The sequence below is a fragment of the Dickeya sp. Secpp 1600 genome (genome assembly GCF_003049805.1).
Classification (GTDB): Bacteria; Pseudomonadota; Gammaproteobacteria; order Enterobacterales; family Enterobacteriaceae; genus Dickeya; species Dickeya fangzhongdai.
Window position 1 is genome coordinate 2,993,122 of the sequence record NZ_CP023484.1, and the last position, 25,294, is coordinate 3,018,415.

Sequence of the window (25,294 nt, forward strand, 5' to 3'; positions counted from 1 at the left end):
GTGCAGCAACGCTTGCCGCCAGCGGCCGATTCGCGTAAAACTGTCTGCCGCTAAAGCCACTATTAACCGCAATTCTGGACGCTATGTTTCAAGACAATCCGCTGCTTGCGCAGCTTAAACAGCAACTCCACTCTCAGACGCCACGAGCGGAAGGCATCGTCAAAGCCACCGACAAAGGATTCGGTTTTCTTGAAGCCGACGCGCAGAAGAGCTATTTCATCCCGCCGCCGCACATGAAGAAAGTGATGCACGGCGACCGCATCATCGCCACGCTGCATACCGAGAAAGAACGTGAAATCGCCGAGCCGGAAACGCTGGTGGAACCGTTCCTGACCCGTTTTGTCGGTCGGGTGCAGAAAAAAGACGACCGTCTGTCCATCGTGCCGGACCATCCGCTGCTGAAAGACGCCATTCCCTGCCGCCCTGCGCGCGGGGTTGAGCAGGACTTTAAAGAAGGCGACTGGGCGGTAGCGGAAATGCGCCGCCATCCGCTGAAAGGCGACCGTGGATTTTTTGCCGATCTGACACAGTACATTACCACCGGCGACGACCCGCTGGCGCCCTGGTGGGTGACGCTGTCGCGCCATAATCTGGAACGCGTTGCGCCGGACGCAGACGCGGCCGATCTCGACGACGGCCAGCTTGAACGTGAAGACCTGACCGGGCTGGACTTCGTCACCATCGACAGCGCCAGTACCGAAGATATGGATGACGCGCTGTATGTGCAGGACAACGGCGACGGCACGCTGGACATGACCGTGGCAATCGCCGATCCGACCGCCTACGTGCGCGCCGACAGCGAGCTGGACGCCATCGCCCGTCAGCGCGCGTTCACCAACTACCTGCCCGGCTTCAATATTCCGATGCTGCCGCGTCACCTGTCGGACGACATCTGCTCGCTGCGCCCGAACGAACGTCGCCCGGTGCTGGCCTGCCGTATGACGATCGCCGCCGACGGCGCGCTGAGCCAGATTCGCTTCTTTGCCGCCTGGATCGAGTCGCGCGCCAAACTGGTGTACGACGAGGTGTCCGACTGGCTGGAGCAACAGGGCGACTGGCAGCCGGAAAGCGATAATATTGCCGGCCAGATCCGCCTGCTGCATCGCGTGTGTCAGGCCCGGAGCGCCTGGCGCACCACCCACGCGCTGGTTTTCCGCGACCGTCCGGACTACCGTTTCCTGCTGGGTGAAAACGGCGAGGTGCTGGATATCGTCACCGAACCGCGTCGTATCGCCAACCGCATCGTGGAAGAAGCGATGATCGCCGCCAACGTCTGCGCGGCACAGGTATTGCGCGACGAACTGGGCTTTGGCATCTACAACGTCCACAACGGTTTCGACCCGGTCAGCATCGATCAGGCGGTAGCGGTACTGGAAAGCAACGGTATTCAGGCCGATGCTCAGCAACTGCTGACGCTGGACGGCTTCTGCATTTTACGCCGCGAACTGGACGCCCAGCCGACCCAGTTCCTCGACAGCCGTATTCGCCGCTTCCAGACATTTGCGGAAATCAGCACCGCGCCCGGCCCGCACTTCGGTCTGGGGCTGGAGGCTTACGCCACCTGGACCTCGCCGATCCGTAAATACGGCGATATGGTCAACCACCGGTTGCTGAAAGCGATCATCACGCATACCCCGGCGGAAAAACCGCAGGATGAAGTGACGCTGCAACTGGCCGAACGTCGCCGTCTCAACCGGATGGCGGAGCGCGACGTCAGCGACTGGCTGTACGCCCGTTTCCTGAAAGGCAAAGCCGGCACCGACGCTCGTTTTAGCGCCGAGATTATCGACGTGAATCGCGGCGGTCTGCGCGTGCGGTTGCTGGACAATGGCGCCACCGCCTTTATTCCGGCCTCGTTCATTCACGCGGTGCGCGACGAGCTGGTGTGCAGTCAGGACACCGGCATCGTCACGGTGAAAGGCGAACCGGTCTACCGTCAGAGCGACACCCTGACGGTGATGCTGACCGAGGTGCGGCTCGAAACCCGCAGCATCATCGCCAAACCGGCGGCCTGATTCACGCCAGTCCTACGCCATCCATTCGGGTGGCGTTTTTTTTATCGTCGGATCGACCGCCGCCCTCCCCCTACAAGACATAGCGACATAACGGAGATGTGAACATGAAAAGCATCACACTGGGAAAAAGTACCCTGTCGGTCCCGAACATTGCGCTGGGCTGCATGCGACTGGCGGGCAAGACGCAGCAGGACGCGGTGACGTTGTTGCAGACGGCGCTCGACGCCGGGATCAATTTCTTTGACCATGCCGATATCTACGGCGGCGGGCGTTCCGAAGAGGTGTTCGCCGCCGCAGTGCGTCAGGCCGGCATCGCCCGCGACCAACTGCTGATACAAAGCAAATGCGGTATCCGCCCCGGCTTTTTTGATTTCTCCAAAGCGCACATCATCGCCGCCGTCGAAGGCAGCCTGAAACGCCTGAATACCGATTACCTTGATGCCTTACTGTTGCACCGCCCGGACACGCTGTGCGAGCCGGACGAAGTCGCCGCCGCGTTTGACGACCTGGAAGCCAGCGGCAAGGTGCGCCATTTTGGCGTTAGCAACCAGCATCCGTTGCAGGTTGAATTGCTGAAAACCGCGGTGCGCCAGCCGCTGATTGCCAACCAGTTGCAGCTCAGCATTATGCACACGCCGATGATCGACGTCGGCCTCAACGTCAATATGACCCATGCGCCGTCACTCCACCACGACGGCATGGTGCTGGAATACAGCCGGTTGCAGGGGATGACGATTCAGGCGTGGTCGCCGTTCCAGTACGGCTTTTTTGACGGCGTGTTCGTAGATAATGATAAGTTTCCGCAACTGAACGCCGCCCTGAGCCACATCGCCGGTCAGCACGGCGTGTCCACCACCGCCCTCGCCGCGGCCTGGATCCTGCGCCATCCGGCCAGCATGCAGGTGATTGTCGGCAGTATGGATCCGCATCGTCTGCAAGACATCGCCACCGCTTCCGAACTGCGCATCAGCCGCGAGGAGTGGTACGAAATCTACCGTGCCGCCGGCAACAAACTGCCCTGAAATCTCCGCCCGGCGCTCGCCGGGCGTATCATCCCCACGCGCTTACGCGCTTTTGCCCTGACAGCAGGTTATTCAGCCTGTACCGACATCACATTTCATCACCGCGCACCGACTGCCCTTCCTGCTGTGGAAACCGGCGAAAAACCGTTTTCATAACAAAAATATAGCTTTGTTCACATTTTTGTCTTGTTCTGGCTACGCCGGCTAACTGCTGCACTATGTTATTTATTGATACACGGTATTTATTGATATCACTGTGTTTATCGATATCCCGGCGTCTGCGATGACCCGGTGTTTATGATGTCTCGCGTTATCCGTTTCGCCGTAAGGCGACGCCTTGACAGGCCGTCAGGCATCGCCAGCGGCCGGGAATGACAACCAGTCAGGAGTCAGTGAGATGAAAACCATTAAAAACATATCGATCTGGATTGCCGTAGCCATAGCGGGCGCCGTGGCGTTCGCCATGCTGGCCCTGAACCGGGGTGAGCATGTGAACGCCGTCTGGCTGGTGATTGCGGCTGTCGCCTGTTACAGCATTGCTTACCGCTTCTACAGTCTGTTTATTGCGCGCCGGGTGTTTGAACTGGATGACCGCCGTCTGACCCCGGCCGAGCGCCGCAACGACGGGCTGGATTATGTTCCGACCAACAAATGGGTGTTGTTCGGCCACCATTTTGCCGCCATCGCCGGCGCCGGCCCGCTGGTGGGGCCGATTCTGGCCGCACAGATGGGCTTTCTGCCGGGGACGTTGTGGATCTTGATTGGCGTCATGCTGGCCGGTGCGGTGCAGGATTTTCTGGTGTTGTTTATCTCCACCCGGCGCGACGGCCGCTCATTGGGTGAAATGGCGCGTCAGGAACTGGGCTCCCTCGCTGGGGTAGTCACCATGCTGGGCGCGCTGGGCGTCATGATCATCATCCTGTCGGCGCTGGCGCTGGTAGTGGTCAAAGCGTTGGCCAACAGCCCGTGGGGGATGTTCACGATCGCCGCCACCATCCCGATTGCGCTGTTCATGGGCGTCTATATGCGATTCCTGCGGCCGGGCAAGATTGCCGAAGTGTCGCTGATCGGCTTTGTGCTGATGATGATGGCGATTGTCTACGGCGGCGACATCGCCGCGCATCCCTATTGGGGACCGTTCTTCACCCTCAAAGGCACAACGCTGACCTGGGTGCTGGTGATTTACGGGTTTGTCGCGTCGGTACTGCCGGTGTGGCTGCTGCTGGCGCCGCGTGACTATCTGTCCACATTCCTGAAGATCGGCGTGATCGTCGGGCTGGCGATTGGCATTCTGTTTGCGATGCCGGAGCTGAAAATGCCTGCGGTTTCGCGCTTTATCGACGGCAGCGGACCGGTGTTCTCCGGCAGCCTGTTCCCGTTCCTGTTCATCACCATCGCCTGCGGCGCTATCTCCGGCTTCCATGCGCTGGTCTCCAGCGGCACCACGCCCAAGCTGGTTGAGCGTGAAAGCCATATCCGTTTTATCGGTTACGGCGCCATGCTGATGGAATCTTTCGTGGCGATCATGGCGCTGATTTGCGCCTCAGTGATCGACCCCGGCGTCTACTTCGCCATGAATGCGCCGGCTGCGCTGATTGGCACCACCGTGGAAAACGCCGCGCAGGTGATCAGCGGGTGGGGTTTCGTCATCACGCCGAATGATTTGACCAACATCGCCAAAGACGTGGGCGAAGCGTCGATTCTGTCCCGCGCCGGCGGCGCGCCGACCTTTGCCGTCGGCATGGCGCATATCATCACGGAGATCTTCAACAGCCGGGCCATGATGGCGTTTTGGTACCACTTTGCCATTCTGTTCGAAGCGCTGTTTATTCTTACCGCCGTGGACGCCGGTACCCGCGCCTGCCGGTTCATGGTGCAGGATTTGGCCGGGTTGGTGGTGCCGAATATGGGCAAGAGCCACTCCTGGCTGGGCAATATGTCCGGGACCACCGTGGCGGTGGCCGGCTGGGGATTCTTCGTCTATCAGGGCGTGATCGACCCGCTGGGCGGCATCAACACGCTGTGGCCGCTGTTCGGCATCGGTAACCAGATGCTGGCTTCCATGGCGCTGATCCTCGGCACCGTGGTGCTGTTTAAAATGAAGAAACAGCGCTACGCCTGGGTGACGATGCTGCCTACCGCCTGGCTGTTCATCACGTCGATGACCGCCGGCTGGCAGAAGATTTTCCACGAAAAACCCAGCATCGGTTTTCTGGCGCAGGCCAAACGTTTCTCCACCGGCATCGAATCCGGCACGCTGATCGCCCCGGCGAAAAACATGCAGGATATGGCAACCATTGTGTTCAGCAACCAGATTAACGCCGTCCTGTGCGGTTTCTTCATGCTGGTCGCCGTCACCATGCTGGTCGCCGCGTTCTTCGCCATCCGTCGGGCGCTGCGCAGCGACAAACCCACCACGCACGAAACAACGGCGGCATGGCGTGAGGAAGCGCATAACGGCTGATAGCCGTACCCGCCAACGTTGATGCCCACCGGGCGTTTCCGCTGGCGGAGCACGCCTCCTCTTTTACGGAGGAGGCGTGACCGGCATTTAACGATGCGCCGCCTGCTGTTGCTCCGCCTTCTCTTCCGCCGCGTCTTCCTGCGGCACCGTGCCATCGCCGCCTTTAACGCGTTTTGACCACATCGCGGTAATGATCGGCACCAGAACGGAGGTGACAATCACCGACGTCGCCACCAGCGTGGTGGCGGCCGGCGCCACCGGCTTAAACGCCGGAACCATTTCTGCAATCAGCACCGGCGTCGCCACCGCCGCGCCCGCCGAGCTGGATGCGGCAATGCCCGCGGTACCGTCGCCGCCGCCCAGCACTTTGTCCGCCACTATCAGCGGAATGCCGGTGATAATAATCACCGAAATTCCCAGCAATACCCCCAGCAGCCCGGTTTGAGCAATGACGCTCAGATCGATGGTATTACCGAGCGCGAAGGCAAAGAATGGGATCAATGTCTGTACCGCACGGCTGAAAAAGTCACGTAATTCCGGATCCAGATTCCCCAGCGCAAACCCCACCAGAAACGGCAGCACCGCGCCGACAAACACATGCGGTTCAAACGAGGCAATGCCGGCGGTGCCCAGGATCACCATCGTCATCAGCGGGCCGGACTCCAGCGACATCAGCACGAACGCGCCCGACTCCTCTTTGGTGCCGTACTGCTGCATGATCGAGGCGTACAACCCGCCGTTGGTCATGTCCATCGCCGCCACCAACGCCAGCGTGGACAACCCGGCGAAAAATCCCGCTTCCACCCCGTGTTCCGGCAGAATGCGCGAAGCTACCGCCGCGACGACCCAGGCCACGGCAATTTTCGTTACGACCAGCGTGCCGGATTTACGCAGCACCGTGCCGGTGGCGCTCAGTCGAATCGACGCCCCCATACAGAAGAACCACACCGCCAGAATCGGCACCGTACCGCTGATCAACCCGTTGGTAAAGGACCCGAAATACTTGCCGGCCCCCGGCGCAAAGGTATGGCACAGCGCGCCGAGGAACAACGGCACCAGCATCATGCCACCCGGAATCTTTTCGATAGAACGCTTGATATGCATAGGATTCATTGCCTGAGAAAGGGACAGAAACCATGAGCAATACAGACGCCACCCGTCATGATCCTCATCATGACGGATACCGCCCGTTCAGCCCACCCGAAGGCCGGGCTGCGCCACATCCATGCACATGCATCGTCAGCGCGACGACGAAGAAAACGACTCCTGGGGGACACAGCCCAACACTTCTCACTGCTGAAGGTAGTCGTTTAGTCAGGGGATAAAAGTGATCGCCTGCAAATAAATAAAACAACGTTTCTATTTTTACAGATCATTATTTCATTTATATCGCAGTGAAGAGGACGAAATAGACCAAACCTCATCAAACGAGGTGAAAATATCGTTACGTTCGTCAGCCACGCCACGCACCGACGAACGCTCAGATTCTCACTGCCCGTAGTACGCGTTTTTGCCGTGCTTGCGCAGATAGTGTTTATCCAGCAACGCCGCCTGCATCGGCTCCAGCGCCGGGGTTAACTGGCGCGAGAAAATGCCCATATAAGCGATCTCTTCCAGCACCACCGCGTTATGCACCGCGTTATGCGCGTCGGTTCCCCAGGCGAACGGACCGTGCGCATTGACCAGCACCGCCGGGATATCCTGCGGCGACAGGCCGCGCTCGCGGAAAGTGTCTACAATGACCTGTCCGGTTTCCCATTCGTAGCGACCGTTGATTTCCGCTTCGGTCATCAACCGGGTACAGGGAATCGGGCCGTAAAAATAATCGGCGTGGGTGGTGCCCCACGGCGGCAAATCTTTCCCGGCCTGCGCCCAGATGGTGGCATGTCGGGAATGGGTATGGACAATACCGCCCAGCGATGCAAAAGCCAGATACAACACGCGGTGGGTGTCGGTATCGGACGAGGGTTTGCGCTGGCCTTCCACCACCCGGCCGGTTTCCAGCTCCACCACTACCATATCCTGCGCAGTCATGACGTCGTACTCCACACCCGAGGGCTTGATCACCATCAGACCACGCTCGCGGTCCACCGCGCTGACATTCCCCCAGGTGAAGGTCACCAACTGATGCCGGGGCAAAGCCAGATTGGCTTCAAGCACCTGAATTTTCAGTTCTTCCAACATCATCCGCCCTCCTGTGTGATTTGCTTTATTCTCACGTCCGGCTACCGGCGCAGGTATGGGCTGAATGGCTGAAAAGCAGGCTGCGTTCTGCTGGGACCACAGGAAAGGGATCGAGCCGACACGGGCTTTTGACAAAAGATGGGCAAACGCCGTCAGGGCACTGTGAATTAAGAGTTTTTCACCTGTTACGGCCCCAGCCGGTAATTATACTGGCAGCCAGGTAACACACAGCAGGTAACCGCGATGTCATAAGCTGACTTCGCGTTACGACAAGATTTTCCATGCCTGCGGTTATGCAGATCATGGAGCGAGAACAACAGGAGAATAACCATGCAAATCAATAAAAAATTTACAGCAGCCGTACTGGCTATGGTGATAGTCAGCACGCTGGCGGGCTGCGCGGGCATGAACAAGCGTCAGCGTAATACCGCCATCGGCGCCGGCATCGGCGCACTCGGCGGCGCAGTGCTGACCAACGGCAGCGCGCTCGGCACCGTTGGCGGCGCAGCGGTGGGCGGCGTCATCGGTCACCAGACCACCAAATAACTCGCGCCACAAAATCAAACAGGCTCCCGCGGGAGCCTGTACTGTTTTCACTCTTCAGCCAGCATATCGCGGCGCAGCATGACTTAACCCCCGGCCAGCTTGACCTTCATGCCTTTGGCTTCCAGCAGCAGTTTGAGTTGATCACGCTTGTCGCCCTGGATTTCAATCACGCCATCCTTCAGCGCGCCGCCGCAGCCACACTTCTTTTTCAATTCCGCCGCCAACGTTTCCAGCGCCGCGTCATCCAGATCGATACCGGTAATCAGGCACACGCCCTTACCCTTGCGTCCGCTGGTCTGACGCTGAATCCGAACAATACCGTCCCCTTTCGGACGGGCCGCTTTTGCTGCGGGCTCATCAATACGCCCGGTTGCGGTGGAATACACCAGACGGCTGTTGTCGTCACGCATTATTGGCCTCCCAGCGAAGCCAGAATAGTTTTCAACGTCTGGGCTGGCTCGGCAGACTGCGTAATCGGACGACCAATCACCATGTAATCCACCCCGGCCTGCTGCGCCTGCTGCGGCGTCATAATGCGGCGCTGATCGCCCGCATCGCTGCCCGCCGGGCGAATTCCCGGCGTCACCAGTCGGAAATTCGCGCCGCAGGCCTGCTTCAACCGCACGGCCTCATGGGCGGAACACACCACGCCATCCAGACCGCATTGCTGCGTCAGCCGCGCCAGTTTCTCCGCCTGCTCCGCGGGCGACAGGGTAATCCCCAGCCCCTGCAGATCCGCGTCATCCATGCTGGTCAGCACCGTCACCGCAATCAGCAACGGCGCGTCGCTGCCAAACGGCGTCAGCGCTTCACGCGCCGCCGTCATCATACGTGCGCCGCCGCTGGCGTGCACATTGACCATCCACACTCCCAGCTCCGCAGCGGCGGCTACGGCTCTGGCCGTGGTATTGGGAATATCGTGAAACTTGAGATCGAGAAACACCTCAAAGCCGCGTTGTTGCAGGTCCTTGACCAACTGCGGCCCAAACAGCGTGAACATCTCTTTGCCGACCTTCAACCGGCAGTCTTTTGGGTCGATGCGATCGACAAAGTCATAGGCCGCACGCTGATCGGCATAATCCAGCGCAACAATAATCGGAGAACCTGTAACCGTGGTATTCGAAGAGGTGTTTGAGCCGTTCACTGGTATGATCCCGTCGTTAAGCATGAGTGAGTTAAATCATTTCCGCCGCGCATTCTACCCGCCCCTGCCGGTAAATGCCAAACCGCGCGATAGCCTGACCGACATGCCGGGCGGCAGGTCCATTAGTATGTTGTAACTAATAGAACGGACGACAAACCACGATGCACGACGGGGAGTCTATTCCCCGTCCAGCCCCCGGATAGGTTTCACACTGGCCCAGGTGCGACAGGAAGGGCAATGCCAGTAGAGCGACTGCGACGTGAAGCCGCATTTGTGACAGCGATAGCGCGGCTTGGCCTGAATCTGCTCGCCAACCATGTTGCGCAGCACCAGCAGGCTTTCCTTAGCGCGGCCATCTTCCGCTTCACGCTGGTGGTAATCGATCAACCGATGGAACACCCGCATGGTGGGATGACGCTGCAACTGGCGGGTGACGTAAGTCTGAGCCGATTCGCTACTTTCGTACTGTTCGAGCACATCAGCCATCATCAGGTCCGCGGTGGAACCGCTTTTCTCTTCAACGCAGCGACGCAGAAACGCCGCCCAGTTTTCCGGCTGCTGTAAGTGACGATAGCACTCCTGCAGCATTGGCAGCGTTTCACTGACCAACTCCGTATCCTGCTCCAGAACCTGCTGCAGCACGGCGACAGCCTGGGCATAATTTTGCTGCGCCATATAGATGCGCCCCAGCATGATAGACACGCGGGCGCACTGGTTATCCGCAGCGGAGGCCTTTTTCAGCATCGCCATCGCCTTGTCGAGATCATCGCTGCCCATCGCCTGTAGCGACTGCTCGCAATAGAAATGGGCGATTTCGCTGCGCAACTGCGTTTTGCCCAGTTTGACCAGTTTTTCGGCGGTATCGATGGCGTTCGGCCAGTCGCTGGTGGACTGGTGAATCTGCAGCAGTTGCTGTAACGCACTGACGCGAAAGTCTTCTTCGTCTACCAGTTGTTTGAAGATTTCTTCGGCGCGGTCGTACAGCCCGGCAACCATGTAGTCGCGCCCCAGTTGCTGCACCGCCAGCAGTCGCTGTTCAAAACTGAGGGAAGCGCTTTCGGTCAGCGCCTGATGAATGCGGATGGCGCGATCCACCTCGCCGCGCGAGCGGAACAGATTGCCGAGGGTCAGGTGAGCTTCGAAGGTGTTGCTGTCATCCTTGAGCATGTCGAGGAACAGCTCGACGGCCTTATCCTGCTGGTTGGACAACAGAAAGTTAACCCCGGTGACGTATTCGCGCGACAGGCGGTTGGTTTCGTCCTGTTTGTCCTGCTGTGCACTCCTGCGCCCCATATACCAGCCATAGGCGGCGGCAACCGGCAGCAACAGAAACAGCAGTTCTAGCATGGAAGCGATCCTTAGTGGGTAGCTGACTCAGCGGAGGGGGCGCTGCTGGCGTTCTCCGGGGCAGGCAGTTGCTGCTCAAGACGTTTGATTTTACGTTGTTCGCGCCCCAGCGCAATGCGCAGACGCAGATAAAACAGGCCGCAGATCACCCAGCCGAGCGCAAAACCGGCGGCAAATAGCGTCGCCAGCAACGTCGACAACCGGTATTCCCCCTGCGCCAGCAGATAGTTGAAGGTAATAACCTGATCGTTATGCGCTCCCAGCGTGATCGATACGATGAATACCGCCAGCACCAGAAAAAAAATCAGCATATATTTCACGTTCGCTTCCTGTGATATCGCCTTAAACGGATGAATTATGCCAAATTTCGGCAGTGAACCCTATTAACTTAACATTTCCTCATCGGAGGGGAAACGCTAACGGGAATAGCGGAGGGAAAAACGGATGACGGCGCACAGCGAGCGATGTGCAGAAGGATGTCGGACCAACGCCGGCATCCTTCTTTCTGTTCGACGAACGTGACCGGTCAGGCGTCCGGGCGTGCAGGCTTGTGATAGGTTGCGGCCTGCGGCACAGCGGCGGCGAACAACGGACCACACCAACGCTGCGCCAGCCACACGGCAACCACCGCCAACCCGGCGCTAATCAGGGTGGCGGTCGCCAAATCCTGCGGCCAGTGCATCCCCAGCGCCAGTCGACTACCGATAACACTGTTCGCCCACAAGATGGTTAACAATACCGTCACATAATGACGTCGGGTCCACAGCAATCCTACCGCCAGCAACGCCCAGGTAGCGGCAAACATGGCATGACCGGACGGGAAAGAATAATCAGCCTGTTCCTGCCAATGCTGACGCTGCCACGGCGGCAGTTGTGATTCCTGCTGCAGTTGCTGTTCCAACAGGCTGGCGCGCGCGCTGGCCGGCAGTGAATAAAAATAGCGGTCATCCACCTGGTGCGCCTGTTCCAGCCAGACTACGAACGGCCGGGCTTCCTGCGTCCAGTTTTTCATGACCGATTTAACGCCCTGCCCCAGCGCCACGCAGGCGAGCAGTATCGCTACCAACACCAACGCCGGGCGAATACGCACCCGCAGCAACCATAAAAACCAGGCCGACAACACCACGCTGGTCAGTATTCCCCAGGGCGCCGACACGGTTTCCGTCATCCAGAACAAGGGCTTAAGCCACCACCCCGACACGGTCGGCTGCCACTGCCATCCCGTCGTCCAGACCAACACGGGCAACACCATCAATGATATTGTGCCAATCAGAATGCGTCTGACCAGGTCGTGCATTATTTCTCCCTATAATTCAGCAGGATATTAGAACAAAATTTTCACAATTTTATCAAAAAAGGGGACATCAGTTGTCAGTATGACGTAAAATACTTGTCAGTTATGTCAACGACACCACGATTATCCCGAATCATTCAGCCACCGGTCAGCGAACGGCTGACCACCCCGCTGCCGGGGTTATAGCCCGGTGACGTCGATACGTAATTCTCTTCCTGTGAGGAACGGGAATTCATCATTTATGCGTTGGAGATTAACATGCAGCTAAAACGGGTGGCGGAAGCCAAACTACCCACCCCGTGGGGCGATTTCCTGATGGTAGGATTCGAGGAAACGGCGACCGGGCGCGATCACCTGGCGTTGGTTTATGGCGATATTTCCAGTCCCGAACCAGTACTGGCCAGAGTACACTCTGAATGTTTGACCGGTGATGCACTGTTTAGCCTGCGTTGTGATTGCGGTTTTCAACTGGAAGCTGCCCTGAATCACATTGCCGAAGAAGGACGCGGCGTACTGCTGTATCACCGTCAGGAAGGGCGCAACATCGGGCTGTTGAACAAGATCCGGGCTTATGCCTTGCAGGATCAGGGCGCCGACACGGTGGAAGCCAACCATCAACTGGGCTTTGCCGCTGACGAGCGTGACTTCACGCTGTGCGCCGACATGTTCAAGCTGTTGAACGTGGAAGCGGTGCGCCTGCTCACCAACAACCCGAAAAAGGTGGCGATCCTGAGCGAAGCGGGCATCAACATCGTGGAGCGCGTGCCGCTGATTGTCGGCCGCAACCCGAAAAACGAGCATTATCTGGCGACCAAAGCGGCCAAGATGGGCCACCTGCTGGACACCGAATAAGTATCATCACCAAATACGTGCCATCTCGCCAGGCGGTCGCCCGCCTGGCGTGTCATCATCAATGCTTGATAATGTAAATATCCTTACTGTAGTAATCCCCTTTCAAATCGGGTTGGAACCCGCCCACATACGGCTTCACCATCTGGCTGCGCACGTAGTAGTAAATCGGGATCAGCGGCATCTGCTGTTGCAGGATAGCCTCCGCCTGATGATAGAGTGTGCTGCGGTCATCCAGCGACGACGCTTTCACCGCTTTATCCAGCACCTCATCATAGGCTTTATCATTGAATTTGCCGGTGTTGTTGCTGTCGTTGGCGCGCAGGGTATCGAAATAGGTCGTCGGCTCGTTATAGTCGGCGCCCCAGGAGCTTCTCACCACCTCGAAGTTGCCGGTACGAGAGGTATCCAGCAGCGTTTTCCATTCCTGATTCAACAAGGTGGCTTCCGCGCCGAGATTCTGCTTCCACATTGACGCGGCGGCGATGGCGATCTTCTGGTGCGATTCGGAGGTGTTGTACAGCAACTGGAATTTCAGCGGATGGCTTTCGTCGTAGCCCGCTTCCTTCAGCAATTTTTTCGCTTCGGCATTGCGCTGCTGCTGCGTCCAAGCGGCCCATTCCGGCTGGTTGCTGGTATAGCCGGCCATACCGCGCGGCACATAGTTATAAGCCGGCACCTGGCCTTGCCCCAGCACCTTGTCGGCAATCACGCTCTTATCCAGCGCCAGATCCAGCGCGCGTCTGACTCGTGCGTCATTAAACGGCGGTTTCTGAGTATTGAAGCGGTAGAGGTAAGTTGAGAGATAAGGCGTGACTTTCACTTCATTCGGCAATTCTTCTTTCAGCGATTTAAACAACTGATTGGGCATAGTGTAAGTCGCGTCCACTTCCCCGGCTTTATAGCGGTTCACTTCGGCGGTGTTGGAGACAATCACCAGATACGTCACCTTGTTCAGCACGGTGTGGGCATTGTCCCAATAGTTGGGGTTACGCTTGGCGGTGATGCGCTCGTTAACCACCCACTCGGAGGGAATAAACGGGCCGCTGCCGACAAAATTGGCGGTCTGGGTCCACTTGTCGCCGAATTTCTCAATCGCCGCTTTAGGGACGGTGATCATCACATAGTGATCCACCATCGGCAGAAAATAGGACAACGGCTGATCCAGCGTTACCTGTACGGTCTGTTTGTCCAGCGCCTTGATGCCCAGTTCCTGCGGGCTCTTTTTGCCGTCGATGATGTCGGCGGCGTTCAGCACATGCATACTGCTGACATATGTTTGGTACGGCGACAATGTTTTGGGATCCACCAGACGCTGCCAGCTGAACACCACGTCATCGGCGGTGATCGGGCTACCATCCGACCATTTCAACCCCGGGCGCAGATGGAAAGTCCAGACCTGGTTATCTTTATTCTCCCAGCGATCCGCCAGGCCCGGCATCACGGTGCCGTCATCGCGCACCGACACCAGTTTTTCGAAAAAATCGTGGATCAGGTTACCTTCTACGTCGCTTTCCACTTTATGCGGGTCCAGCGACGCGGGTTCAGAACCGTTGGCGCGCACCAGTTCCTGTTTATCCGCCAGTTGTACGCCGGCAGGCACCACGGCCGCCTGTACCGAAACCGCAGTAAGGCTCAATACACCCAGTATTGATGCCAGCCAACCCTCGTCTATCGTCATTCCTTGCTCCTCTATCCCGCCATACTTCAGGTTACAGGTGCGTTGGCTTGGTGACTCGCCTTCTCAGGTCCGCGTTCAACGCTGCTTCCCCCACTCACGTCTGTCGCCAACTCACGGGGGATTCGCTGCGTCGCCGCATTACAAAGCTTGTAATGCGCCTTGCCCTGAAGGACCAACGCATATGCTGCTCAAAACGCGAGCGTTTTATCCTACAACTCGAACTATTTGGGGTGTGATAATTTTATGTTATGAATCATGGCATTAAGCCATGAAACACTAATACTGCATCCGAGTGGTCAGTACAAGTGCGCAATGCACAATTCCCGCGGCACCGCCACAATGGCAAAAAAATCAGCCCCCGGATGGAGGCTGATGGCAGACAGAAGACTGGGGCCTTTCAGGCATCAGGTATGCGGCGAATCACCAAGCATACGGCGAATAACGTAGTGCAAAATGCCGTCATGGCGGAAATAGGTCAGTTCGGTGGCGGTATCGATACGACAGCGGGTCTGAATCATCCGGGACTCGCCATCCGGTCGGGTGATCGTCACCGCAACCGTCGCCCCCGGCGTCAGGTCTGTCAGATCAAGGACCTCAATCCGCTCGTCGCCGGTCAGGTGTAGCGTTTTGCGGCTTTCGCCATTCAAAAACTCCAGCGGCAAAATCCCCATTCCAATCAGGTTAGAGCGGTGAATACGCTCAAACGACTCGGCAATCACCACCCGCACGCCCAGCAGGCGCGGGCCTTTGGCTGCCCAGTCGCGGCTGGAACCCGAGCCATACTCCTTCCCGGCGATCACCGCCAGTGGTATGTGCTGCTCGCGGTAGCGTACCGCCGCGTCATAGATCGTTGTCACCTCCTGCGACGGCACATGCCGGGTGAAACCGCCCTCTTTGCCCGGCACCATATCGTTGCGGATGCGCACATTGGCAAAGGTGCCGCGCATCATCACCTCATGGTTGCCGCGTCGCGCGCCGTAAGCGTTAAACGCCGGCGGCGCGACGCCCTGATCTTGCAGATAACGCCCGGCCGGGCTGTCAGGCCGGATGCTGCCTGCGGGCGAGATATGATCGGTGGTGACCGAATCGCCCAGCATCGCCAGAATGTGCGCGCCGCGAATATCCTGCACCGGCGCGGGTGTTTTCTGCATATCGTCGAAGAACGGCGTACGCCGAATGTAGGTGGAGTTCGCTGGCCAGTGGTAGGTCTGCTCCTCGCCCACCTCAATTGCCTGCCATTCGGGTGTGCCATCAAACACCGACGCATAGGCTTTGCTGAACAGCCCGGCGCTGACCGTCTGTACCGTATCCGCCACCGCGTCGGCAGACGGCCAGATATCGCGCAGATAAACCGGCTGCCCCTGCGCGTCCTCACCCAGCGGATCGCGGGTCAGGTCCAGGGACATGTTCCCGGCCAGCGCGTAGGCCACCACCAACGGCGGCGAGGCCAGCCAGTTGGTTTTGACCAGCGGATGAATGCGCCCTTCAAAGTTACGGTTACCGGACAACACCGCCGCCACGGTCAGGTCATCCTCACGAATGGCGCTTTCGATGGCTTCCGGCAACGGCCCGGAATTGCCGATGCAGGTGGTACAACCATATCCCACCAGATGAAAACCCAATTGCGCCAGCGGTTCGGTCAACCTGGCCAGTTCCAGATAGTCTGACACCACCCGGGAGCCGGGCGCCAGCGAGGTTTTCACCCAGGGTTTAACCTTCAGCCCGCGCGCGACGGCATTCCGCGCCAGCAATCCCGCCGCAATCAACACGCTGGGGTTCGAAGTATTGGTACAGGAGGTGATGGCGGCGATCACCACCGCGCCGTGCGCCAGCTTGTCCTTTTCCTGCGTTGCCGGTGCGACGGTCGCCCGGTTTTCCGTCGTTAACTCCAGTTCCCGACTGGCGTTGAACGCACCCGGCGCCTCGGCCAGCGTCACCCGGTCCTGCGGCCGTTTGGGGCCGGCCAGGCTGGTTTCAACGCTCGCCATGTCCAGTTCCAGCACACTGCTGAAACGCGGCTCATCGCCCGGATGACGCCATAAGCCCTGCTCGCGGCAATACGCCTCCACCAGCGCGACCTGCTCGTCGCCGCGGTTGGTCAGCCGCAGGTAATCCAGCGTGATGTCGTCGATCGGAAAAAAACCGCAGGTAGCGCCGTACTCCGGCGCCATGTTAGCCAACGTGGCGCGATCCGCCAGCGGCAGATGGTCCAGACCGTCACCGAAAAATTCGACAAATTTCCCCACCACGCCGTGCTGGCGCAGCATCTGGGTCACCGTCAGCACTAAATCGGTGGCGGTGATGCCTTCGCGCAATTTACCGCTCAACCGCACCCCGACCACATCGGGGATCAGCATCGAAACCGGCTGACCCAGCATCGCCGCTTCCGCCTCGATACCGCCGACGCCCCAGCCCAGCACGCCAAGCCCATTGATCATGGTGGTGTGCGAATCGGTGCCGACCAGCGTATCCGGGTAAGCCAGCAGCACATCGTCCTGCTGCCGACTCCAGACCGCCTTCGCCAGATACTCCAGATTGACCTGATGGCAGATACCGGTGCCCGGCGGTACTACGCGAAAATGCCGGAAGGCTTTTTGTCCCCAGCGCAGAAAAGCGTAACGCTCGTGGTTGCGGGTCATCTCCAGACGAGTGTTTTCCACCAGCGCGTGTTCATCGCCGAAATGATCCACCGTGACCGAATGGTCGATGACCAGATCCACCGGCGTCAACGGATTCACCCGGCTGACCTGCCCGCCCAGCCGCTGCACCGCGTCGCGCATCGCCGCCAGATCTACCACCGCCGGCACGCCGGTAAAATCCTGCATCAGCACTCTGGCGGGATGAAAAGTGATTTCGCGGTCCGCATGACCGTCGCGCTGCCAGTCCGCCAGCGCCTGCAGATCGGCTTCCTGCACCGTGTCGCCGTCCAGATGGCGCAGCAGATTCTCCAGCAGAATCTTCAACGACTTGGGTAGCCGATCAAGGTTCCCCAGCCGTTGCGCCGCCAGCGGTAAACGCCAGTATTGGTAAGTTTGCTTGTGGACCGTAAGGGTAGCGAGACAAGCATCACGATAAGATTGAGATGACATGATTTCTCCCCGACAGGCAACCTGCACGGCGGACACACGTCAGCGAACGCCACACAGATATGGCTGCAAAATGATCGGATGGCTAAAAACCATCGGTGTTGCATCGCCTTACGGCGATAGGTATCGCTTATTTAAAGATAACACAAACTGTGATTAACGCATTTGCAACATATTGGATAGCAAGATAAGCCACACGCGAGAGTGAATATTCCCGTGATGCAACCGATAACAACAGAAAGGAGACAGTTTATCCCTGGACAAGGATGTCGGGAGAAAGCGATGGCCCGGCAGTACGTTGATTTCACAGCACTCTTATCTTGCGATGCCGCGCACAGCCAGCCCTACTGATTTATTGCAATATGATTTACACGATCGTGTGAAAACGTTTACCGTTGTTAACACCTTTACCTGACACTGCGACTCACCGCAAAGACGTTTACTGAAGGAATGGCGAATGAAACTCTATTACAAACCGGGAAGTTGCTCACTGTTTCCTCACATTATTCTGCACGAGACCCGGACCAAGTTCACGCTGGTGAAAGTCGACCTGCGCACCAAAAAAACCGAGCAGGGAGATGATTACCTGCTGATCAACCCGAAAGGCCTGGTGCCGGCGCTGGCGTTGGATGACGGCACCATTCTGACGGAAACCATTGCCATCGCCCTGTATCTGGCGGACAAAGCACCACAATACAATCTGATCGCGCCGTCCAGCACGATTCATCATTACCGCGCCATCGAGTGGCTGGCTTACATCTCCACTGAACTGCACAAGTCCTTCACGCCGCTGTTCCGCCCCGGCACGCCGGAGCTGTACAAAGATTTGCTGAAAAGCTATCTGGAGCAACGTTTCCGCTATCTGAACCAGGTATTGAGCGAACACGACTATCTGGTGGGCAACCGCTTTGGCGTCGCCGACGCCTACCTGTTCACCATCTGTCGCTGGGCGCACGATCTGAAATTCGACCTGATTCAGTTCCCGGCGCTGACGGCTTATCTGGAACGAGTATCCGGGCGGCCGGCGGTGGAAAAAGCGCTGACGGCGGAAGGGCTTGACGTCAAATACTGACGCCCCCTGATAGCAGGGTACAAGACAGAGGAACACAACGGGACGCCACGCCCCGTTGTTGAGCTGATGGTCGTTTAGAGACGAACGGCCTGGAAATGATGGCGTGGCTGCACAATGCCATCCTGTGCCGCCACCAGTTGCAGTTCGTACTGCTCCATTTCTTTCGTCACCAGCATCACTTCATAGACCGCCGCGGTGGTATGTTCCAGCGCTTTTTCCGGCGCAACGCCTTTCAGCAGATTCACCAGCAGCAGACCGCTGGTCAGGTCGCCCACGCCAACCGGCTGGCGCGGCCCGAAATCCACCAGCGGACGCTGGATATGCCAGGCATCTTCCGGCGTCACCAGCAGCATCTCAAAGCTGTCCTTGCTGGCGGCAGCGCGGCTCAGATGCTTGACCAGCACCAGCTTCGGCCCGCGCCGGCACAGCTCGCGGCTGGCCTGCACCGCCTCATCCACCGTATGCACGCTGCGGCCGCTCAGCAGTTCCAGCTCCGGCAGGTTGGGGGCAATCATATCGCTCGCCAGCAGTGACTGATTACAGTGAAAATCGGTCACGCCCGCCGGTACGATACAACCTTTTTCCGGCGTCCCCATTACCGGGTCGCAGAAGTAGATGGCGCGCGGATTGGCGGCTTTCACCCGGCGTACCACTTCCAGAATATGCCCGCCCTGCTCCGGCGAACCGATATACCCGCTCAATACTGCATCGCAGTCCTTCAGATGATCGATATTACTGATGCCCTGAGCAATCTCGGTCAGATGCTCGGCGGGCATCACGCAGCCGGTCCACTGACCATATTGGGTATGGTTGGAAAATTGCACGGTATTCAACGGCCAGACATTCACGCCCATCCGGCGCATGGGAAACTCCGCCGCGCTGTTGCCGGCATGACCGAAAACCACGTGAGACTGAATCGACAGTATGTTTTTCATGAAAGTGACTACCCTTGCCTGCTCAAATGCGATGTGCTTGTTTTTATAAAGCAGCTTGCTATAAAACCGCGTGTTGCTTTTGTTGCGCCGCTCGGCGCGTAACCGATACGGCACTATCCGGTGTTGTCGGCCCGTCGCCCATCATGGTGGGGAACTCGCCTAAAAACAAAGGGAGCATTTCGCTCCCTTTGATGGATCAATCAGTCTTTCCAGCAGACCAGACAATAGTTTTTCTTGCCCCGGCGCAGCAGGGTGTAACGGCCGAACAGACGGTCGGCGCCCGTGAAAGCGTATTCCGGATCCGACTGCTTCTCGCCGTTGATAGTAATGGCGTTGGAAGCGATGGTCTTGCGCGCCTGTCCACGGGAAGGCTGCAATTCAGAATCCACCAGCGCCTGCTGCAGGTCAGCACCTGTCGCCAGCTCAACCATCGGCACGCCGTCCTGCGCCAGCTGCGCGAAATCCGCTTCGGTCAGGTCGCTCAGGTTGCCATTAAACAGACTCTGGGTGATGCGCTTGGCCGCGGTCAATCCCTCTTCGCCGTGCACCAGACGGGTCACTTCTTCCGCCAGCACATACTGAGCGCGCGGCGCCACGCCGCTGTTCTTGTCTTCCTCTTCCAGCGCATTAATCGTTTCAATGTCGAGGAAGGTGAAGAATTTCAGGAACCGGTATACGTCAGCGTCAGCGGTGTTGATCCAGAACTGGTAGAACTTGTACGGACTGGTTTTCTTCGGATCCAGCCATACCGCGCCGCTTTCGGTTTTGCCGAACTTGGTGCCGTCAGACTTGGTGATCAACGGAACGGTCAGGCCGAATACCTGTTTCTGATGCAGACGGCGGGTCAGGTCGATCCCGGAGGTGATGTTGCCCCACTGGTCGGAACCGCCAATCTGCAACTCCACGCCGTGCAGCGCGTTCAGCGAGGCGAAGTCATAGCCCTGCAGCAGGTTGTAGGAGAATTCGGTGAACGAAATACCCACATCGTCCCGGTTCAGGCGCTGTTTGACCGCTTCTTTGTTGATCATCTGGTTGACGGAGAAGTGCTTGCCGATATCGCGCAGAAACGTCAGCACGTTCATGGAGCCGAACCAGTCATAGTTGTTGGCCGCCACGGCGCTGTTGTCGCCGCAGTCGAAATCCAGGAACGGCGCCGCCTGACGGCGGATCTTTTCCACCCACTCCTGCACCGTATCTTCGGTATTCAGCTTACGCTCGGCGGCTTTGAAACTCGGATCGCCGATAAGCCCCGTCGCGCCGCCCACCAGCGCCACCGGTTTGTGACCGGCCATCTGAAAGCGTTTCAGGCACAGCAGTGGCACCAGATGTCCCAAATGCAAGCTGTCGGCAGTCGGATCAAAGCCGCAATACAGTGCAATTGGCCCCTGCGCCAGTCGCTCTGCTAACGCGCCCTCGTCCGTTACCTGGGCCACCAGGCCCCGCTCTTGCAATTGTTGAATCAGATTGCTTGCCATCAAAGTCTCCATGTATAAACGACTGCACCTTTGCCGGTACACGACTTTTCGCCTCTTTGGCGAAAGAAAAATTCAGGGTGACATAGAATAAAGCGCCGACACCGGGAGTGCCAGCGCTTAGCGCAACAAATTCCGGTGATTTAGGGCGCCAGCCGGTCGATTGTCCAGCCATCGCTCTCGCGCTGGTACAGAAAACGATCGTGCAGGCGGTGCTCGCCGCCCTGCCAGAATTCCATCGACTCGATAGTGACGCGGAATCCGCCCCAGAAACTCGGCAACGGAATCTCGCCCTGCTGGAACTTTTGCTTCATCTCGAAGAACTTGCTTTCCAGCATGCTGCGGGCGGAGATACGGCTTGACTGTTTTGAAACCCAGGCGCCGATCTGGCTGTCGCGCGGCCGGCTGTGGAAATACTTCATCACGTCCAGCATCGGCAGTTTTTCCGCCTTGCCCAGCACGATGACCTGACGCTCCAGCATGTGCCAGGGAAACAGCAGGCTGATACGGGAATTCACCGCCAGTTGCTGCGCCTTGCGGCTGCCCATATTGGTATAGAACACCATGCCTTTTTCATCATAGTGTTTCAGCAGCACGATACGCTGATAAGGCTGGCCCTGCTCGTCGACCGTCGCCACACACATCGCGGTAGGATCCGCCAGTTGCGCTTCGCAAGCCTGCTTTAGCCAGCGTTCAAACAGGTCGAGCGGGTTGTCGGTCAGATCGTGGCGACGTAGCCCGCCACGTGTATATTCGCGCCGTAAATCGGCGATATCGATAGCGGCGATGTTTTCACCGGAAGTAATGTTTTCACCGGAAGCAATATTTTCACCGGGCGCGATCGCAACGCGGTTTCGGGTGTCAGGGGTGTGCGCATCATCGTGTTCTGTGGTCATGAGGTCCTGCCGTTGCCTAACCGGGCGAGAAATAGAGAGGACTCATTCTGCGCTCGCGTCGCCAAAATCTCAACGCCCGCAACGGCATGGACACGGATTACTTCAACACACAATCATTGACGATGATTCTATCGCCCCGCACGATAAACGCCTGATTTCCCTTACTCCAGAAAGCGTATCGGTCATCGCTGTAACGCGTGCCCGACGCGGCGGGCACCTGAGGCAGCGTGTGAGATTCGCCATCCAGCAGGAAAGTCACGCTGTCGCTCTGCGGGCCGGGGTTCAGGGTGACGGTGAGCGGCATGGTGCCGCACTGGTAGTGCAAGGTCTGCGGCTTCGCGGCCGGCATTAAGTAAGCGCAGCCGCTTAACAGCACTACACCGGCAATCAGCAGTGGTTTCATTCTATTTTTCTCCTGTTATTAGCGGATCCCGGCATCCCATCCAGATAAATCCAATAACGGAGCAGTCTATCAACAGACCGCTGACGGACCTCTCGGCAAAATCCGATTACACGATCATCGCCGGATAAATGGCGCCCAGTACGGTTTCTCGGCTGGCGCCGGTCACGGACGGCAAGTTGCCCGGCAACCCCGACAGGGTGCGGAACGCCAGCCAGGCGAACGCCAGCGCCTCCATATCATCGCCACGAATGCCGAAATTGTCGGTCGCGCTGACCTCAATGCCCGGCAGACGCGCCGACAGCTGACTCATCAGCAGCGGATTGCGCGCTCCGCCGCCGCATACCAGCACACGTTCGCAGCCGCCGGTCAGCAACACTTGCCCGGCGATGGTTTCCGCGCTCAGCGCCACCAGCGTGGCCTGCACATCTTCCGGCCGCAGACGAGGAAAAGCCGCCAGTTGTCTTTCCAGCCACGCCAGATTGAAATACTCGCGTCCGGTGCTCTTGGGCGCCGGTAAGCCGAAATAGGGATCGGACAGCATGTGGCTCAGCAACGCGTTATCCACCTGGCCGGTTAACGCCCAGGCGGCGTCTTTATCGTACGGCTGCGCCCGGTTGCGCCACACCCAGGCATCCAGCAGCATATTGCCCGGTCCGGTGTCATAGCCTTTTACCGGGCGCCCCGGCACCAGCACCGAAATATTGGCGATCCCGCCGATATTCAGCACAATTCGCCGCTCCACCGGATGCTGCAACAGCGCGTGATGGAACACCGGCACCAGCGGCGCACCCTGCCCGCCCAACGCCATGTCGCGGCGGCGAAAATCGCCGACCGTAGTGATGCCGGTCACCGCGGCGATACGGTTGCAATCGCCAATTTGCATGGTGCAAGGCGCGTCGCCGTCCGGCTCATGCCAGACCGTCTGTCCATGACAGCCAATCGCGGTAATCTCGCTCGCGCTCAACCCGGTCTGACGCAGCAGCGCCTGTACTGCTTCGGCAAACAGCGCCCCGAGCCGGGTATCCAGTCGCCCTAATTCGGAGAGCGTCACGGCCTGCCCCTGGTTCATGCTCAGTATCGTCTGGCGAATCGCCGGCGGAATCGGGTGGCAATAACTGGCTTGCTGTGCGACGGTGTGCTCATCGATGGCGGCCAGCACCACGTCGACACCATCCAGACTGGTGCCGGACATCACACCAATATATCTTCCAGACCTCATCGGATTACCTTTGTTTTGTAAAATGACCGTCTGTCACGAAATGGCCTCAAATGACCAGGCGATTCAGGCGCGTTGTCGGTATATTGGCTTTAGATTTTGTCTTTTTTGTCAGACTGATGCCAGCGTAGGTAAAAAATCGCCATTTGACACGGTTTTTCAGAAAAAGCGGGATTCACAGGGAACTTTATAGCGCGTTTATTATCAATTTAGGCGCGCTATTCTATCCTTAACATCAATTGAAACAGTAGAATGGTGCGTTCGACCACACCATGATGTGACAATAGATAATTCGTCGGCTTAGGCTGCGCCCCCGACACAGACACAGCTATAACAGGAGTCTTTCTATGATGAAACGTTTTCTCGTGATCACTTTAGCAGGTATCACACTGGCTGGCTGCGCCAATACCAGCACCCTGTCAGGAGACGTTTACAGTGCATCCGAAGCCAAGCAGGTTCAGACTGTAACCTACGGCACCGTTGTCTCCACTCGTCCGGTACAGATTCAGGCCGGTGAAGACAGTAACGTCATCGGCACCCTCGGCGGCGCCGTACTGGGCGGGCTGGTCGGTAATACCGTCGGTCGCGGTACCGGCCGTAATCTGGCGACAGCCGCAGGCGCGGTTGCCGGTGGCGTTGCCGGTAACAGCATTGAAGGCGCGGTCAACCGCGTTCAGGGTGTAGAGCTGGAAATCCGTAAAGACGACGGCAGCACCATCATGGTGGTGCAAAAACAGGGCGATACCAAATTCCACGCTGGACAACGTGTGGCAATGGCCAGCAACGGCCGTTCCATCACCGTCTCTCCGCGCTAAGATTAGATTATCAATCACCACCCGCCGGGTGGTGATTGTCTAATGTCATCAATTCGGCTCGATATATCCAGATAACCATCATTCACGCCATATACTTGTCATATTTCGAGTTGCAGGTACGCCGACTTTATTACTCAGCCCATCCGTGGGCCTCGCCCTTAAGGGCTGCGACAAGCCACATTCAACCCTGCTTCCGGCGACGTTGCCGTTCATCCCAGTCATTTACTTATGCAAGTTCCTGAGAATTTGACCGATCGTCGCGTTGCAAGGCTCATAATGTGCCTTACCCTGAAGGGCCAACGCTTTGTATTGTTCAAAACGAGAGCGTTTTATCCTGCAATGCGAATTATTTAAAGTATATGTTGCCTGGAATTCGAATTCGCCCGCCAAAACATTTACTTTTTCTATTAATTAAGACTGACTCTCATGTAATGCCAAAATGTTTTTTTCCAGCCGGGAGATAATAGTGGCCAACTCATCCACTTCTTCCGGGGTAATACCATTTAATATTTCGCTGCGTGTCTGATCAATAACGTCATTAACAGCCTGAATGATAGGATCCGCCATATCTGTTAGCAGAATACGCTTGGCGCGTCGGTCGTGGGCACAAATGTGCCGGGTAATTAACCCCTTGTCTTCAAGCTGATCCAACGTACGCACCAGCGAAGGCTGTTCTATTCCTATCGCTTTGGCTAGCTGAATTTGGGACTGCCCCGGAGGCAGTTGGTGAATATTATGCAGCGTGACCCAGTGCGTCTGCGTGAGTTCCAGAGGCTTTAATCGATGATCAATCAAAGCGCGCCATACACGAACCAACCGGGCTAAATCAGAACCTAACGGCAATTCCATCACT

General features: G+C 57.8%; 22 protein-coding genes. 7 read left to right on the top strand and 15 right to left on the bottom strand.

All coding sequences use genetic code 11. The features are described 5' to 3' along the window. Positions 1-83: 83 nt before the first annotated feature. From CPA59_RS13325 to CPA59_RS13335, 3 genes are all read left to right on the top strand, one after another. Complete coding sequence (locus tag CPA59_RS13325) at positions 84-2,015, top strand: exoribonuclease II (protein WP_038668293.1); 1,932 nt, start codon at positions 84-86, stop codon at positions 2,013-2,015. Between the two features lie 104 nt (positions 2,016-2,119). Beyond that, entirely contained in the window at positions 2,120-3,037 is a 918-nt protein-coding gene (locus CPA59_RS13330; RefSeq protein ID WP_107759663.1) for an aldo/keto reductase family oxidoreductase, read from the top strand. 397 nt (positions 3,038-3,434) lie between these two features. Continuing rightward, positions 3,435-5,501, top strand: a complete 2,067-nt coding sequence (locus tag CPA59_RS13335; RefSeq protein ID WP_107759665.1) for a carbon starvation CstA family protein — start codon at positions 3,435-3,437, stop codon at positions 5,499-5,501. 87 nt (positions 5,502-5,588) lie between these two features. Here CPA59_RS13335 and kdgT read toward each other — a convergent pair whose 3' ends face one another. Both kdgT and araD read right to left on the bottom strand, forming a co-directional pair. Beyond that, on the bottom strand, positions 5,589-6,605 hold the full coding sequence (kdgT, locus tag CPA59_RS13340) for a 2-keto-3-deoxygluconate transporter (protein ID WP_038919397.1): 1,017 nt from the start codon (positions 6,603-6,605) through the stop codon (positions 5,589-5,591). A 384-nt stretch (positions 6,606-6,989) separates the two neighbouring features. Continuing rightward, positions 6,990-7,685 (bottom strand): L-ribulose-5-phosphate 4-epimerase, encoded by a 696-nt coding sequence (gene araD / locus CPA59_RS13345; protein WP_038921017.1) that lies wholly within the window; start codon positions 7,683-7,685, stop codon positions 6,990-6,992. A gap of 330 nt (positions 7,686-8,015) precedes the next feature. Here araD and osmB point away from each other — a divergent pair, with 330 nt between their 5' ends. Beyond that, positions 8,016-8,231, top strand: coding sequence for an osmotically-inducible lipoprotein OsmB (gene osmB / locus CPA59_RS13350; protein ID WP_038668285.1), 216 nt, complete (start codon positions 8,016-8,018; stop codon positions 8,229-8,231). Between the two features lie 83 nt (positions 8,232-8,314). Here the strand turns inward: osmB and yciH are convergent, their stop codons facing one another. The 5 genes from yciH to pgpB form a co-directional block, all read right to left on the bottom strand. Further along, complete coding sequence (gene yciH / locus CPA59_RS13355) at positions 8,315-8,641, bottom strand: stress response translation initiation inhibitor YciH (RefSeq protein WP_100849710.1); 327 nt, start codon at positions 8,639-8,641, stop codon at positions 8,315-8,317. After that, positions 8,641-9,399 carry an orotidine-5'-phosphate decarboxylase gene (pyrF, locus tag CPA59_RS13360; RefSeq protein WP_049855134.1) on the bottom strand — a complete coding sequence of 253 codons (759 nt, stop codon included), beginning with the start codon at positions 9,397-9,399 and terminating at the stop codon, positions 8,641-8,643. Before pyrF ends, yciH begins: the two co-directional genes overlap by 1 nt. Positions 9,400-9,552: 153 nt before the next feature. Further along, positions 9,553-10,722: a lipopolysaccharide assembly protein LapB gene (gene lapB, locus CPA59_RS13365; protein ID WP_107759667.1), complete on the bottom strand. Its 1,170-nt coding sequence runs from the start codon at positions 10,720-10,722 to the stop codon at positions 9,553-9,555. Between the two features lie 11 nt (positions 10,723-10,733). Continuing rightward, a complete protein-coding gene (locus CPA59_RS13370) occupies positions 10,734-11,042 on the bottom strand; it encodes a LapA family protein (RefSeq protein WP_038919404.1) in 309 nt (102 codons plus the stop codon). 206 nt (positions 11,043-11,248) lie between these two features. Beyond that, complete coding sequence (gene pgpB, locus CPA59_RS13375; RefSeq protein WP_049855133.1) at positions 11,249-12,019, bottom strand: phosphatidylglycerophosphatase B; 771 nt, start codon at positions 12,017-12,019, stop codon at positions 11,249-11,251. Positions 12,020-12,274: 255 nt separating this feature from the next. On the opposite strand from pgpB, the gene ribA reads away from it, so the two are divergent. Continuing rightward, positions 12,275-12,868 carry a GTP cyclohydrolase II gene (gene ribA / locus CPA59_RS13380; protein WP_038668276.1) on the top strand — a complete coding sequence of 198 codons (594 nt, stop codon included), beginning with the start codon at positions 12,275-12,277 and terminating at the stop codon, positions 12,866-12,868. 58 nt (positions 12,869-12,926) lie between these two features. On the opposite strand, the gene CPA59_RS13385 is transcribed toward ribA, so the two are convergent. Continuing rightward, a complete protein-coding gene (locus CPA59_RS13385; protein ID WP_107759669.1) occupies positions 12,927-14,546 on the bottom strand; it encodes an ABC transporter substrate-binding protein in 1,620 nt (539 codons plus the stop codon). Positions 14,547-14,950: 404 nt separating this feature from the next. Next, the gene (gene acnA / locus CPA59_RS13390) at positions 14,951-17,635 is read right to left on the bottom strand and encodes an aconitate hydratase AcnA (RefSeq protein WP_107759671.1); all 2,685 of its coding nucleotides are present in this window, start codon (positions 17,633-17,635) and stop codon (positions 14,951-14,953) included. Positions 17,636-18,089: 454 nt separating this feature from the next. Between acnA and gstA the strand changes: the two genes are divergently transcribed. Beyond that, complete coding sequence (gene gstA, locus CPA59_RS13395) at positions 18,090-18,704, top strand: glutathione transferase GstA (RefSeq protein ID WP_038919410.1); 615 nt, start codon at positions 18,090-18,092, stop codon at positions 18,702-18,704. A gap of 74 nt (positions 18,705-18,778) precedes the next feature. Here the strand turns inward: gstA and pdxY are convergent, their stop codons facing one another. The 5 genes from pdxY to anmK form a co-directional block, all read right to left on the bottom strand. Continuing rightward, the gene (gene pdxY, locus CPA59_RS13400) at positions 18,779-19,639 is read right to left on the bottom strand and encodes a pyridoxal kinase PdxY (protein ID WP_107760846.1); all 861 of its coding nucleotides are present in this window, start codon (positions 19,637-19,639) and stop codon (positions 18,779-18,781) included. A 200-nt stretch (positions 19,640-19,839) separates the two neighbouring features. Further along, entirely contained in the window at positions 19,840-21,117 is a 1,278-nt protein-coding gene (gene tyrS, locus CPA59_RS13405) for a tyrosine--tRNA ligase (RefSeq protein ID WP_038669566.1), read from the bottom strand. A gap of 137 nt (positions 21,118-21,254) precedes the next feature. Further along, entirely contained in the window at positions 21,255-22,007 is a 753-nt protein-coding gene (gene pdxH, locus CPA59_RS13410; protein WP_245167367.1) for a pyridoxamine 5'-phosphate oxidase, read from the bottom strand. 97 nt (positions 22,008-22,104) lie between these two features. Beyond that, positions 22,105-22,410 carry an MliC family protein gene (locus CPA59_RS13415; protein ID WP_049855130.1) on the bottom strand — a complete coding sequence of 102 codons (306 nt, stop codon included), beginning with the start codon at positions 22,408-22,410 and terminating at the stop codon, positions 22,105-22,107. Positions 22,411-22,516: 106 nt separating this feature from the next. Beyond that, on the bottom strand, positions 22,517-23,629 hold the full coding sequence (gene anmK, locus CPA59_RS13420; protein ID WP_107759673.1) for an anhydro-N-acetylmuramic acid kinase: 1,113 nt from the start codon (positions 23,627-23,629) through the stop codon (positions 22,517-22,519). Positions 23,630-23,973: 344 nt separating this feature from the next. Between anmK and CPA59_RS13425 the strand changes: the two genes are divergently transcribed. Continuing rightward, positions 23,974-24,441 (top strand): glycine zipper 2TM domain-containing protein, encoded by a 468-nt coding sequence (locus CPA59_RS13425; protein ID WP_013318322.1) that lies wholly within the window; start codon positions 23,974-23,976, stop codon positions 24,439-24,441. A gap of 411 nt (positions 24,442-24,852) precedes the next feature. On the opposite strand, the gene slyA is transcribed toward CPA59_RS13425, so the two are convergent. Then, positions 24,853-25,290, bottom strand: a complete 438-nt coding sequence (gene slyA, locus CPA59_RS13430; protein WP_038919414.1) for a transcriptional regulator SlyA — start codon at positions 25,288-25,290, stop codon at positions 24,853-24,855. Positions 25,291-25,294: the final 4 nt, after the last annotated feature.